The sequence below is a fragment of the Brevundimonas sp. genome (assembly GCF_047617075.1).
GTDB lineage: Bacteria > Pseudomonadota > Alphaproteobacteria > Caulobacterales > Caulobacteraceae > Brevundimonas.
Genome location: NZ_JBLGCI010000009.1, coordinates 42,719 through 55,602 on the forward strand (window position 1 = coordinate 42,719; position 12,884 = coordinate 55,602).

General features: G+C 69.0%; 13 protein-coding genes. 5 read left to right on the forward strand and 8 right to left on the reverse strand.

The genetic code is table 11. From position 1 onward, the window contains the following. Positions 1–4 precede the first annotated feature (4 nt). The 3 genes from ACI8U3_RS10755 (at position 5) to ACI8U3_RS10765 (ending at position 4,747) form a co-directional block, all read left to right on the forward strand. Positions 5–3,445, forward strand: coding sequence for an AAA family ATPase (locus tag ACI8U3_RS10755; protein WP_415014874.1), 3,441 nt, complete (start codon positions 5–7; stop codon positions 3,443–3,445). Between the two features lie 215 nt (positions 3,446–3,660). Then, on the forward strand, positions 3,661–4,089 hold the full coding sequence (locus ACI8U3_RS10760) for a hypothetical protein (RefSeq protein ID WP_415014875.1): 429 nt from the start codon (positions 3,661–3,663) through the stop codon (positions 4,087–4,089). Positions 4,090–4,255: 166 nt separating this feature from the next. Further along, the gene (locus ACI8U3_RS10765) at positions 4,256–4,747 is read left to right on the forward strand and encodes a DUF6789 family protein (RefSeq protein WP_415014876.1); all 492 of its coding nucleotides are present in this window, start codon (positions 4,256–4,258) and stop codon (positions 4,745–4,747) included. Positions 4,748–4,824: 77 nt separating this feature from the next. Here ACI8U3_RS10765 and ACI8U3_RS10770 read toward each other — a convergent pair whose 3' ends face one another. The 7 genes from ACI8U3_RS10770 to ACI8U3_RS10800 all read right to left on the reverse strand — a co-directional run bounded on the left by ACI8U3_RS10770 (position 4,825) and on the right by ACI8U3_RS10800 (position 9,609). Then, complete coding sequence (locus tag ACI8U3_RS10770; protein ID WP_415014877.1) at positions 4,825–5,340, reverse strand: F0F1 ATP synthase subunit B; 516 nt, start codon at positions 5,338–5,340, stop codon at positions 4,825–4,827. Next, positions 5,340–5,885 (reverse strand): hypothetical protein, encoded by a 546-nt coding sequence (locus tag ACI8U3_RS10775; RefSeq protein WP_415014878.1) that lies wholly within the window; start codon positions 5,883–5,885, stop codon positions 5,340–5,342. The genes ACI8U3_RS10770 and ACI8U3_RS10775 overlap by 1 nt, the downstream gene beginning before the upstream one ends. Before the next feature lie 83 nt (positions 5,886–5,968). Next, positions 5,969–6,193: a F0F1 ATP synthase subunit C gene (locus tag ACI8U3_RS10780; RefSeq protein ID WP_029416762.1), complete on the reverse strand. Its 225-nt coding sequence runs from the start codon at positions 6,191–6,193 to the stop codon at positions 5,969–5,971. A 58-nt stretch (positions 6,194–6,251) separates the two neighbouring features. After that, entirely contained in the window at positions 6,252–7,046 is a 795-nt protein-coding gene (locus ACI8U3_RS10785; protein ID WP_415014879.1) for a F0F1 ATP synthase subunit A, read from the reverse strand. Positions 7,047–7,049: 3 nt separating this feature from the next. Next, entirely contained in the window at positions 7,050–7,499 is a 450-nt protein-coding gene (locus ACI8U3_RS10790) for an AtpZ/AtpI family protein (RefSeq protein ID WP_415014880.1), read from the reverse strand. 57 nt (positions 7,500–7,556) lie between these two features. Then, complete coding sequence (locus ACI8U3_RS10795) at positions 7,557–8,831, reverse strand: DUF418 domain-containing protein (RefSeq protein WP_415014881.1); 1,275 nt, start codon at positions 8,829–8,831, stop codon at positions 7,557–7,559. A gap of 28 nt (positions 8,832–8,859) precedes the next feature. Then, the gene (locus ACI8U3_RS10800; RefSeq protein WP_415014882.1) at positions 8,860–9,609 is read right to left on the reverse strand and encodes a competence/damage-inducible protein A; all 750 of its coding nucleotides are present in this window, start codon (positions 9,607–9,609) and stop codon (positions 8,860–8,862) included. Between the two features lie 218 nt (positions 9,610–9,827). Between ACI8U3_RS10800 and sfsA the strand changes: the two genes are divergently transcribed. Together sfsA and map are read left to right on the forward strand one after the other, a co-directional pair. Beyond that, on the forward strand, positions 9,828–10,538 hold the full coding sequence (gene sfsA / locus ACI8U3_RS10805) for a DNA/RNA nuclease SfsA (protein ID WP_415014883.1): 711 nt from the start codon (positions 9,828–9,830) through the stop codon (positions 10,536–10,538). An 8-nt stretch (positions 10,539–10,546) separates the two neighbouring features. Next, positions 10,547–11,365, forward strand: coding sequence for a type I methionyl aminopeptidase (gene map / locus ACI8U3_RS10810; RefSeq protein WP_415014938.1), 819 nt, complete (start codon positions 10,547–10,549; stop codon positions 11,363–11,365). 165 nt (positions 11,366–11,530) lie between these two features. On the opposite strand, the gene ACI8U3_RS10815 is transcribed toward map, so the two are convergent. Further along, positions 11,531–12,814, reverse strand: a complete 1,284-nt coding sequence (locus tag ACI8U3_RS10815; protein ID WP_415014884.1) for a hypothetical protein — start codon at positions 12,812–12,814, stop codon at positions 11,531–11,533. Positions 12,815–12,884: the final 70 nt, after the last annotated feature.

The window sequence follows — 12,884 nt, forward strand, 5'->3', positions numbered from 1 at the left end:
CGCCGTGGAATTCCTCCGCCTTCGCATAGCGGGCTTCAAGTCCTTCGTGGACCCGGTGGAATTCCATATCGAGCCGGGCCTGACGGGCATCGTCGGGCCCAACGGCTGCGGCAAGTCCAATGTGCTGGAGAGCCTGCGTTGGGTCATGGGCGCCAACTCGGCCAAGGCCATGCGCGGCCAGGGCATGGACGACGTGATCTTCGCCGGGGCCTCGGGTCGGCCGAGCCGCAACCACGCCGAGGTGCAGCTGACCATCGACAACGCCCGGCGCCGGGCGCCCCAGCCGTTCACCGACGCGCCCCTGCTGGAGGTGTCGCGCCGGATCGATCGCGGTCAGGGCTCCACCTACAAGGTCAACGGCAAGGAAGTGCGGGCGCGGGACGTGCAGCTGCTGTTCGCCGACGCCTCCACAGGCGCCAACTCCCCCGCCCTCGTTCGTCAGGGCCAGATCTCGGAACTGATCGCGGCGAAGCCCCAGAACCGCCGCCGCATCCTCGAGGAAGCGGGCGGGGTGGCGGGCCTGCACACCCGCAGGCATGAGGCCGAGCTGCGCCTGCGGGCCGCCGAGACCAATCTGGATCGGCTCGACGACATCAGCCGCGAACTGGAGACCACACTCGCCCGGCTGAAGCGGGAGGCGCGTCAGGCGGAGAAGTACAAGAAGATATCCGCCGAGATCCGGGCGCTGCAGGCGGCCCTGCTCTACGTGCGCTGGAACGACGCGCGCACAGCCGCCGAGGCGGCGAAGGCCGAACTGGCCGAGGCGGATCAGGCCGTGGCCGAGGCCACACGCGAGGCGTCCCGCGCGCAGACGGCGGCGCTGGCCGCTCAGGAGGCCCTGAAGCCCGCGCGGGAGGAAGACGCGGTGGCCGCCGCCCTGCTGCACCGCGCGACGCTGGAGCGCGACCGGCTGGACATGGCCGAACAGGCGGCGCGGGACGAGATCGACCGCATCTCCGCCGATCAGACGCGCGTCGCCGCTGACGCCGAGCGCGAACAGGACGCCGCCGCCGACGCGGAACGGGAACTGGCGCGGCTCGCCGCCGATCTGGAAGCCGTGCAGGCCGAGATCGCCGCCGCGCCCCAGCGGGGGCCGGAGCTGGAGGCCGCGCTGAAGACCGCGGAAGAAGCCCGCGCCCGAGCCGACGGCGAAGTGGAGCGTCAGGCCGGGGCGCTGGCCGCCGTCGAGGCTCGGGCCAACGCCGAGACGGCCCGCAAACGCGACGCCGAGGCCCGCGTTACCCGCGCCCGCCAGACTCTGGACAACGCCCGCGGTGAGCGGGAGGCGCTGGGCCCGCTGGAGACGCCCGAGATCGCCGAGGCCCGCGCCGCGCTGGACGCCGCGCTGGAAGACCTGCGCGCCGCCCGCGAGGCGGTGGAGACCGCCGAGACCGCCCGGGGCGACGCCGCCCGCGCCGAGGCCGAGGCGCGGCAGGAGGCCCGCAAGCTGGAGGACCGGCTGGGTCGTCTGCAGACAGAGGCGCGGGGGCTGGCTCAACTGCTGACCGCCGCCAAGCGCGACTTCCCCCCCGCGCTGGATCAGGTGCGGGCCGAACGGGGCTATGAAGCCGCCCTGGCCGCCGCACTGGGCGACGATCTGGACGCGGCGCTGGACGCCCGCGCAGCCGCCCACTGGGCCGGTTCCGACGCGCCCCCGCCCGCATGGCCGGACGGCGTGGAGCCGCTGGCGGGCAAGGTCACGGCGCCGGAGCAGTTGTCCGCCCGGCTGGCTTGGTGCGGTGTCGCTGCGCGGGAGGCCGCGCCTGCGTTGGCCAAGACCCTGCCCGTCGGCGCCCGTCTGGCGACGGTTCAGGGCGACCTGTTTCGCTGGGACGGCTTCGTGACGCGCGCCGAGGCGCCGCGCCCGGCCGCCATCCGGCTGGAGCAGCGCACGCGGCTGTCCGAACTGGAGGCCGAGATCGATCGGGACAAGCCCGCCCTCGACGCCGCCCAGACCGCCCAGAAAGCCGCCGCCGACGCCTTCAAGACCGCCGAGGAGACGCTGAAGACCGCCCGGCGCGGGCCGTTCGATGCGGAAAAGACCGTGGCGTCCGCCCGCGACCGGCACGAGGGCCTGAACCGGGATCAGGCGCGGCGCGAGGCCCGGGCCCAGGCCCTGGACGACACCATCACTCGGCTAGAAGCGGAACTGGCCGACGCTGAAGCCGCCCAGGCCGAGGCCCTGACCGCCGACACGCCGTCGGAGACGCTGGACGCCCTGCGCGCCGACCTGACCGCCGCTCGCGTCGCCGCCGAGGCCGCGCGCACCGCCTCGGCCCAGGCGCGCGCCGACCGGGACGCCGAGGCCCGCGAACGCGCCGCCCGCGAACAACGCCTGACCGCCCTCACCCGCGAGCGGGACAACTGGTCAACGCGGGCCAAGGCCAGCGCCGAGCGGGTCAAGGCGCTCGAGACCGAGGCCGAGCGGGCCGCGACCGCCCTCGCGGGGGCGAAAGCCAAGCCTGAGGCCCTGGAGGCGCAGCGGGCGGGCCTGCTGGACACCCTGACCGCCGCAGAGAAACGCCGCGCCGCAGCCGCCGATGCCATGAGCACGGCCGAGGGCGCCGCCCAGGAAGCCGACCGCGCCGCCCGCGCCGCAGAAAGCGCCGCCTCCGCCGCCCGGGAGCGCCGCGCGGGCCTGTCGGCCCATGCAGAGGCTGCGGCCATTCGTCTGGACGACGCCGACCGCACCCTGCGCGAGACGGCCCAGATGTCGCCCGAGGAGTTGGGCAAGCGCCTGACCGATGACGCGGTGGCCCGCCCCCCGGACGCAGCCGGCGCCGAGTCCCTGCTGTTCGGGCTGGAGCGCGAGCGCGAGGCCCTTGGCGCCGTCAATCTGCGGGCCGAGGAGGAAGCGTCGGAATACGCAGAGCGCCTGACCGCCATGCGCGAGGAGCGGGCCGACCTGACCCAGGCCATCGCCAAGCTGCGCGACGGCATCGACGAACTGAACGCCGAAGGTCGCGAACGGTTGCTGGCCGCGTTCGAGATCATCAACGACAACTTCAAGAGCCTGTTCGAGGCCCTGTTCGGCGGGGGGCAGGCCGAGCTGAAGCTGGTGGAGTCCGACGACCCGCTGGAGGCCGGGCTGGAGATCTACGCCTGCCCGCCCGGCAAGCGCCTCTCGGTCATGAGCCTGATGTCCGGCGGCGAGCAGGCCCTGACGGCGGCCGCCTTGATCTTTGCGGTGTTCCTGGCCAATCCAGCGCCGGTCTGCGTGCTGGACGAGGTGGACGCGCCGCTGGACGACGCCAATGTGGACCGCTTCTGCCGCATGCTGGACGAGATGCGGGGCCGGACGGACACCCGCTTCATCGTCATCACCCACAACCCGGTGACCATGAGCCGGATGGATCGCCTGTACGGCGTCACCATGCCTGAGCGCGGCGTCAGCCAGCTGGTCAGCGTCGACCTGAAACAGGCCGAAGAAATCGTCGCGGCCTGAACCTTCGAATCGTGTCTTGAGGGCCACAGCCCGGCGCGTTCACCATGATCTTTCGAAACGGTAATCGGCGCGCCGCAAATGAGCCGCATGAAACCTTTGTAAATCAAGGTGTGGCAGCTTGATCGCGCCGGTGGCCTCCCCATCTGCCCAATGCAGCCAAACAACCGCTCGTGCGTTTCTCGCTCAGCCCTGTATCTATGGAGCCACGCCCTACCATGACCCAAGCCCTGGCCATCGGGACCCAAGCCGCTTCGGCGCGCCCCGTCGGCCGCGGGCTGTTGAAGGGTCTGGCGCGGCGCATCCTGCGCCTGATGCTGATGGTTCTGGGCGGGTTCCTGGTGCTGCTGGGCATCCTGATCGCCCCCCTGCCCGGCCCGTTCGGCCTGCCGATCTCGGTGGTCGGGATGGTGGTGATCCTGCGCAACTCTTACTGGGCCAAGCGGCAGTTCATCCGCGCCCAGCACGCGCGACCCAAGTATTTCTATCCCTTCCGCCGCCTGATGCGTCGCCGTCCGGAGTTCGCTCCGGTGATCTGGCAACAGGCCCTTCGGATGGAGCGGCTGTTGCTCAAGCGCGGCCGCCGGGTTCTATCGCGCACGCGCCGGTCGTTCCGCGCCTCGTTCCGCCGCGCCGCCCGGGCCTGAAACCCTGCTGAAAGCGGCACTTCCGGGTCCTCACGCCGTTCTCGCGGCCTGAAAGGCTCCCCGCGCGCACGAAATCGTGATCGCCGGGTGCGACGCAACGCCGCACATCGGCGTATGCTGACTGCGTCGTGGGGAATGAAAAACGGCTTTGGGAGGAGCCCCCATCATGAAGTCACGCATACAGAAAGGCATGATCGCCGGGTTCGCGGCCACCGCTGTGGTGGCGATCCTGGAAGTCGCAAAACTCTATCTGACCCAGTCCACCGGCGCGCTCGCGGAAGTGCGGATCTTTCCGCTGATCCTCGCCGCCATGGTGGGCATGCAGGGCAGCTATCTGGTCGGGTGGGCCATTCACTTCGTGTCCGGCACCCTGATTCTGGGCCCCGCCTTCGGGATCCTTTGCCCCCGGATGCCGACGGACACGCCAGCCACCAAGGGCATCGCCTTCGCCGTTGGGGCCTTCATCCTGATGTCCCTGACCGTGGCGCCTGTGGCCGGTATCGGCATGTTCGCCATGGCGGCGGGCTTCCCGACCCTGATGTGGCTGATCTTCACCCACATCGTCTTCGGCATCGTCATGGGCGGGGTGTACGGCACGCTGGTCCAGCGCGAGAAGCGTCACGCCCGGGAAATGGCCGGCGCCCAGCCGGCGCACTGATCATCCATCCTGGCTGAAACGAAGAAGGCCCCGCCAGGCGACTGGCGGGGCCTTTTCTGATTCGCACAGCGCGCCGGTCAGTTCAGGCGCGAACCGATCTGGCTGATGGCTTCGTCGGCCAGCGGGTCCGTGGAGGACGCAGCCAGACGATCCGCCAGAATGCGCTCGGCGGCGGCGGCGGCCAGTTCAACAGCGGCGGCCTTCACCTCGGCGGTGGCCTGGGCCTCGGCCTGGGCGATCTTGCGCTCGGCCATCTGCTGACGGCGAGCCAGGGATTCCTCGAGACGGACGCGGGCGTCAGCCTCCATGCGGCGGGCGTCAGATTCCGCAGCGGCAAGCATTTCGGCGGCCTGGGCCTCGGCCTCGGCCTTTTCCTGACGGATCTGGGCCAGCAGGGCTTCAGCCTCGGCGCGCAGGCGGGCGGCCTCGTCCAGGTCGGTCTGAATCTTGGCGGCCTTGGCGTCCAGCGCGCCGGCGACCAGCTTGGGCACGCCAGCCACGACCAGGATGATGAAGAACAGCACCAGGCCGATTCCGACCCAGAGTTCAGCGCTGCTCCAGTTGTAGAAGTAGGGAGTCAGGAAATAGGGCATCAGGCGGCTCCCTTAAGCGCGGCCTTGATCTCGGCGGCCGACGCCTTGGTCCCGGTCAGGCGCTCGATCATGGCATGCGCAGCGTCGGAGGCGACGGTTGAGACATTGGCCATGGCGGCGTTACGGGACTGGGCGATGACAGCCTCGGCCTCGGCGATGCGGGCGTTGACCTGGGCTTCCTCGGCGGCCTGGCGCGCCTTGGCTTCTTCGGTCACGCGGGCCTTTGCGGCCTCGGCGGTGGCGCGGGCGGAAGCGCGGGCCTGGGCCAGTTCGGCCTTGGCGGCGTCAGCCTGGCTGGCCGCTTGGTCCTGCACCGAACGGGCGGTGGCGATGGCGGTGGCCACCGTCTCGGTCCGTTCGTCGAACACGCGGCGCATGCGCGGCGCGAAGACCTTGGCGATCAGCAGATAGAGAATGAGGAACAGGAACAGCAGATAGCCGGCCTGCCCGGCCCAGTGTTCGGTTTCGAATTGCGGCAGACCTCCGCCGTGGCCTTCGGCCTCCGTCGTGGCGTACGCGCCTTCAATGTCGGTGGGAGCGGCCATGAACCGTCAGCCTGTCCTGTCAGAATGAAAAGCGGACGGAACGGGCCGGGCCCGTTCCGTCTTCAGACACGTCGTGAGCTGGATCAGCCCAGCCAGGCCAGGATGCCCAGCACGAAGGCCAGGATGCCCAGGGCTTCGACCAGGGCAGCGCCCACGAACAGGTTGCCGACCTGCGAGGCCGCGGCCGAGGGGTTGCGCAGGGCGCCGGCCAGGAACTGGCCGAAGATGTTGCCCACGCCGATGCCGGCGCCGAGCATGCCCAGGGTGGCCAGGCCGATACCGAAGTACTTGAAGGATTCGGCTTCCATGTTGAGTTTCCTATTCAGTCAGGGTTGGAAGAGGGGGTGAAGCGGTTGGACCGGTCCGTTAGTGGCCGTGGCCCAGGTTGACGACGTCGTTGAGATAGATGCTGGCCAGCACCGCGAAGACGAAGGCCTGCAGGAAGGCGACCAGAAATTCCAGCGCCGTCAGGCCCACGACCATGCCCAGCGACAGGGCCGCCACAGGCAGACCCAGCAAGCCCAAGGCATCGCCGCCGAAGGCCACGGCGCCCATGGACACCACGAAACCGGCGAAAATCTTGAGGGCGATGTGACCGCCCAGCATGTTGCCGAACAGACGCAGCGCCAGGGTCACCGGACGCAGCAGGAACGACAGGAACTCGATGAGCCCCACGACCGGCCGGATCAGCAGCGGCGCGCTGGTCGGCCAGAACAGCAGGAAGAAGCCCAGGCCGTGCTTGGCAAGGCCCACACCGATCACCAGCAGAATGGTCATCAGCGCCAGGGTGCCGGTCACCGCCAGCTGCGAGGTGGCGGTGAAGGTCAGGAACATGCCCAGCACGTTCATGAACAGGACCGACAGGAAGATCGTGAAGACGAAGGGAAAATACTTGTGGCCGTCGTGGCCGATGATGGAATCGGTGACCCCGTTGATCAGGGTGAACATCTGCTCGCCCGCCGCCTGCATGCGGCCCGGGACCACCTTGGCGTTCGAGGTGACGAGCATGAGGAACATCACCACCAGGCCGAAGGCGATGGTCATGGCCACATGGGAATTGGTCACGGCCAGACGGCTTTCGCCGATCAGCGGCAGCATCACCGTGCCGAAGTCCAGTCCCTCGATGGGCTTGACCTGAAACTGTTCGATCGGATCGGCCAAGGCCTATCGCTCCTCGTCTTCTTCGTCATCGAAGGGAATCGATTTCGGTTCGATCCCGCTCGCCTTCGCCTCCGCCATAAGCCGATTGGCCGTACGGCGCGCCATGTAAATCGACAAGGCGAAACCCAGCAGGGTTCCGCCGATCAGGCCCCACGGCGTCGTCCCGGCGAACCGGTCCACCACAAAGCCCAGACCCAGACCGATCAGAACCCCGCCGACCAGTTCGGCGATGATCCTGTAGGCCTGACTCGTCACCTTGGACGCCAGCGCCGATTCGTCCGCCTTGCTCGCCGTTGCGACCTCCAAGTCTGACGCAGCACGGTTGAGGCGTTCGATCGCCTGACTGCGCGTTTCCTGTTCAGGAGGCATGGCTTTAGTGCTCAGCGGCTCGGCGGGCGCCGATGCGGGTCTGAATTCGGCGCGGAACCTATAGGGGGGGCGGCGTTCGGTCAAGGCGGCGCGACAGAATGTCAAGTCACTGCTTTTATTGACGTTTTATATTGGCGTGACTTAGCGACTGGGCGCGGGCTCGGCGGCGGGCCGAGAACGGCCCTGTCGGGGCCGCAGCAGCGGCGGAATCGTCCAGTAGGCGACGGCGCGGAACGCCCACTCGGCCGGGCCCATGCGGAAGACGCTGAGCCAGGCGGCGCTGAACAGAGCCTGACCGATCCAGATGGCCGCTGTCAGCCCCCACAAAGGCCACCAGCCCAGCCGGTCATACAGGCCGAATCCGTAGAACAGCACCGCGCAGATCAGGGACTGGGCCAGATAGTTGGTCATGGCCATGCGGCCCATACGCTCCAGCCCCGTGCCGATCAGGCCCAGCACATTGGCCTTCCACGCCGCGATGATCGCGCCGAGATAGCCCAGCGCCAGAATCAGCCGCCCCACCTCGCCGGTCAGGGCCGGGGCCCAGACGGCCGGGTCAAACCCCGAGCGCCACAGGGTCGCGGTCTCCCATACATTGATCGCCAGACCGCCGGCGACGCCCAGCACGGCCAGCCGCAGATAGAACCGCATGGACCGCGCCCCCGTCATGACGCCCAGCTTGAACAGGCCCATGCCCAGCATCATGAAGGCCACCGTGCGGCCCACCGACAGCACCGCCCCCTTGGCCAGGGCCCAGTCGGTGAAGGCGCCGGCGCTCCACAGGGCGATGGCCGGATAGCTTCCCGAGGCGCGCACCGCCGCCTCGGCGTTCAGCGCCTCGACAGAGGGCGTCAGGGCGGCGATTGCGGCGGCGTGGGCCGCAGGGTCGGCGTTCAGGGCGGCGGCGGCGCGCCAGTCCCCCAGCGCGTCGGCCAGCGAAAAGATGACGATCAGCATGGCGGACAGGGCGATCAAAACCCGGCCGTCCAGCTTCCTGAACACGAACAGGAACAGGGCCGCCACGCCGTAGATGTAGAGAATGTCGCCGGGCCACAGCAGCACCACCGCATTGCCGATGCCCAGCGCCATCAGCAGCATGGCGCGGCGGAAGTGGACGTCGGCTGTGCCCGGCCGATCGGCGCGCGCGCCCCAGGCGGTCAGCAGCACCACGCCCGCCCCGAACAGCAGGGTGAACAGCGCGCGCATGGAGCCCTCCACGAACAGGGCCTGCAGCGTCCAGGCGGCCCAGTCGGGATTGGTCAGTTGGGCGGGAAAGGCCGGATAGGCCCGCGACCACGGCTGGCCCATGGCCACGATGTTGGCCAGCAGGATGCCGCACAGGGCGAAGCCGCGCAGCAGGTCCAGAACCTGAAACCGCTCGGTCTCGGCGGTGGGATTGATCGCTCGTCCGGTCATCCGGCCCCGCCGGGCGGACCGGCGACTCCTACAGCGGCGTGACGCTCACGCCTGATTCAGTGAGAGCGCGCTGCAAGTCCTGAACCGCGGAGGCGACGGCCGATTCGTCCTGTCCCCGCACAACCAGATTGGTCCCGATCTCACCCTGCGTGCCTGCCCCAAACGGATAGCTGCCAAAGGACAGCGCCCGATTCGCCCGCGCCGCCTCGGCCAGGATCTCGGCCACGGTCCCCTCGCCCACCCCCGACACCTTCAGTGTCCCGGAATGAACCACCGCCCCGGTCTTGAGGCGGGGGGCCACGTCCTGCAGCATGCCCTGCATGATCGCCGGCACCCCGGCCATGACGAAGACATTGTCCAGCTGAAACCCCGGCGCGTCGGTGACGGGATTGGCGATCAGGCTGGCCCCGACCGGGATGCGCGCCATGCGCCGCCGGGCGGCGTTGAAGTCGTCGCCGTAGCGCCGCTCGAGAATCGCCACCGCCTCCGGGTGTTCCGGCAACTCCACGCCGAACGCCCCCGCCACGCAGTCAGCGGTGATGTCGTCATGGGTCGGACCGATGCCGCCGGTGGTGAAGACATAGTCGTAGCCGGTGCGCAGGGCGTTCAGCGCCTCGGTGATCTGTTCGGGCCGGTCCCCCACCACCCGCGCCTCCAGCAGGTCGATGCCCATGGCCGTCAGAAAACGGGCGATGGTGTTGGTATTGGTGTCCTTGGTCCGGCCGGACAGGATTTCATCGCCGATGACGAGCACGGCGGCGGTGGGGTTCTGGGTCATGAGGCGGTGAATACGCCTATCCTTCTCCCGTTGGGAGAGGGCTGTGCGCAGCGGAATGCGAAGCAGGCCGCTTCTTCGCGCACAGGGTGAGGGTCCGGTGTTTCGATCTCCCCCTCCCCGACCCTCATCCCCCGCGCAAGAACCTTCGCGCTTGCGCGCTCCGGTGCGCGGGTTCCCCCTTCTCCCATTGGGAGAAGGTTTGATCTATACGCCGCCCCATGATCTTTCCCGCCCCGCTGGAACGCGGAACCCTGATCCGCCGCTACAAGCGCTTTCTGGCCGATGTGACGCTGGAGGACGGGACCGAGAGCACCGTTCACGTGCCCAATTCCGGCTCCATGCTGGGCATGAACATGCCCGGCCTGCCGGTGTGGCTGTCGCGCTCGGCGGACCCCAAGCGCAAGCTGCCCCTGACGCTGGAGATGGTTCAGCTGCCCACCGGTCTGGTGGGCGTCAACACCATGCGGCCCAACCGGCTGGCCGAGGCGGCGATCAGCGACGGCGTCATCCCCGAACTGACCGGCTACGAGGCGATCCGGCGCGAGGTCCGCTACGATTCGGACAGCCGCATCGACCTGCTGCTCGAACACCCCGACCGGTTCCCGGCCTATGTGGAGGTCAAGAACGTGACCCTGTCGCGCTCGCCGGGCCTGGCCGAGTTCCCCGACTGCGTCACCGCGCGGGGCGCCAAGCATCTGGGCGCGCTGGAGCGGGTGGTGGAGGCGGGCGGCCGGGCCGTCATGCTGTTCATCGCCCAGCGCGGAGACTGCGACCGCTTCGTCACCGCCGACGATCTGGACCCGGCTTACGGCGCGGCGCTGCGCCGGTCAGAGGCGAGCGGGGTTGAGGTTCTGTGCTATGATTGCCATCTGACACCCGAAATGATCCGCCTGAACCGCCCGCTGAGGCGGCCGGGCGCAACAGGTTGAACCGATTGATGTACGAGACCCAGGACGCCGAGCTCTACACCCGCTCGCACACCATCCGCCTCTACCAGCCCGAGGACTTCGAGGGCATGCGCAAGGCTGGCCGTCTGGTGGCCGAGGCGCTGGACATGATCGGCGAGCATGTGAAGCCGGGCGTCACCACCGGCGAGCTGGACGACCTGATCCGCGAGTTCACTCTGGACAACGGCGGCCTGCCCGCGTGCCTGGGCTACAAGGGTTATACGAAGACTGTCTGCACCTCGATCAATCATGTGGTCTGCCACGGCATCCCGGGCGACAAGGCGCTGAAGGACGGCGACATCGTCAACATCGACCACACGGTGATCGTGGACGGCTGGCACGGCGATTCCAGCCGCATGTATCCGGTGGGCGAGATCAACACCCGGGCCAAAAAGCTGATCGACGTGACCTATGAGGCGCTGGACATCGGCCTGAAGCAGGTGAAGCCGGGCAATACGTTCGGCGACATCGGCTTCGCCATCCAGAAATACGTCGAGGCCCAGCGCATGTCGGTGGTGCGCGACTTCTGCGGCCACGGGATCGGGCGGGTGTTCCACGACAACCCCAACGTCCTGCACTTCGGCCGCCGGGGCGAAGGCGCGGTGCTGAAGCCGGGCATGTTCTTCACCGTCGAGCCGATGGTGAACCTGGGCAAGCCGGCGGTGAAGGTGCTGTCCGACGGCTGGACCGCCGTGACCCGCGACAAGTCCCTGTCGTCCCAGTGCGAGCACAGCGTGGGCGTGACCGAAGACGGGCTGGAGATCTTCACCGCCAGTCCGAAGGGGTTGTTCCGGCCGGTGTTCAGCTAGAGGCCCTCCCAGTAATCTGGTCAGCCGTACACACAGCTTCGTCATCGCCGGGCTTGTCCCGGCGATCCATACGATCAGGGGGGCGAGGCTAAGCCCTAAACTCTCTGGATATGGATTCCCGGCACAAGGCCGGGAATGACGGACGTCAATTGGTGAGGTTTGAACCTACTCGCCCGACTCCAGCACGAAATCCCCGTCCCGCGCGCCCGGCGCCACGCGCCAGCCCTCCGTCAGCTCCAGCGACCAGCCGTCGCCGCTGAGCGCATCTCCATCCCCGGGCGCCGTGACCGTCACCGCGCTCCAGTCGCCGTCGATCAGGGCGCCGTCGGTAACCGTCAGCACGCCCCAGACGTCGGTGATGGTCGCGGTGGGATAGACCACACCGTGCGGCGGCAAGGGCTGCAGGGTGTTGGGGTCGAAGCTGACTCTGATGTTTTCCAGCGGCAGACGCAGCACCGGGCCGTCCACCAGCCGGTCGCTCCAGCGCGTGGTCAGGCCGGCCCGTTCCTGATGAGCCGCCAGTTCCTCGTCCGCCACGGCCTGGCCGCCATACAGCGCCGCGGTGCGGGCGAAGACCGCCACCGGGTCGTCCGGCGCCGTGAAGCCCACGGCCTCGCCCAGCAGGGCGCCCAGATCCGATTCCGCCGTCAGCCCCTCGCGCCAACCCGGCGCCGCGTCGTCCAGCAGCAGCCCGTAGGCGGGGCCCGAGGCATAGGCGAACATGCGGGAGAAGGCGTCGGCGCCCTCCGCCGCGCGCAAGGTGGCGGCCACGTCCCGGTGCGGATCGAGCGCGCCCGAAAGCTTCACGCCCGTGTATTCCGCCAGCCCCTCGTTCAGCTCCAACACCCGCTCCTGCTCGGCCCCCGCCTCCCCGGCCTGGGCGTGGCGGGCGGCGCGGAAGATCAGGGCGTTGTGCGTGGCCGTGCGCAGCCCCTCTGCGTTCGGCGCCGACAGGGCGGCGGCCAGGGCCCGCCATTCCAGCCGCATGGCGATGCGCCCCTCGGCGGTGGCCAGATGGTCCGGAGTGGGTGAGGCCATGGGCAGGCCCAGCTGGTCCTGAATGCGGTGCCAGCTTTCGTGGGCGATCAACCCCGCCCGGACTTCGGCTTCGTCCGGAAGCGGCGCCAGCAGCATGGTCCAGCGCACCCCGTCCCAGTCCACCGCCGTATTGGCGATCATGACGTCGTCGGGCAGCACGCCGGTGAAGACGCCGTCGTCCTCGCTCAGGATGTCGCTGTCGCCCGCCTGACTGGCCGTCACCGCTCGCGTCGCCGGATCGACGATCAGGATCGGCCCGCACAGGCTGACGCCCCACAGGGCGCCGTCGTCGGCCTCACAGATGGCCTCGGCCTGATCGAACACCGCCCGGGCGTCCATGACCTCCTGCGCGACGGCGGGAAACGCCAGAGCCATCATCAGCGCGGCGAGCGAGGCGGCGGTGGTTTTCATGGATATCTCCTTGTCGCGCGCATAGGTCCCCGGCACTGTGACGGTCTCAAGGCGGGATCGGGAGGGGCTC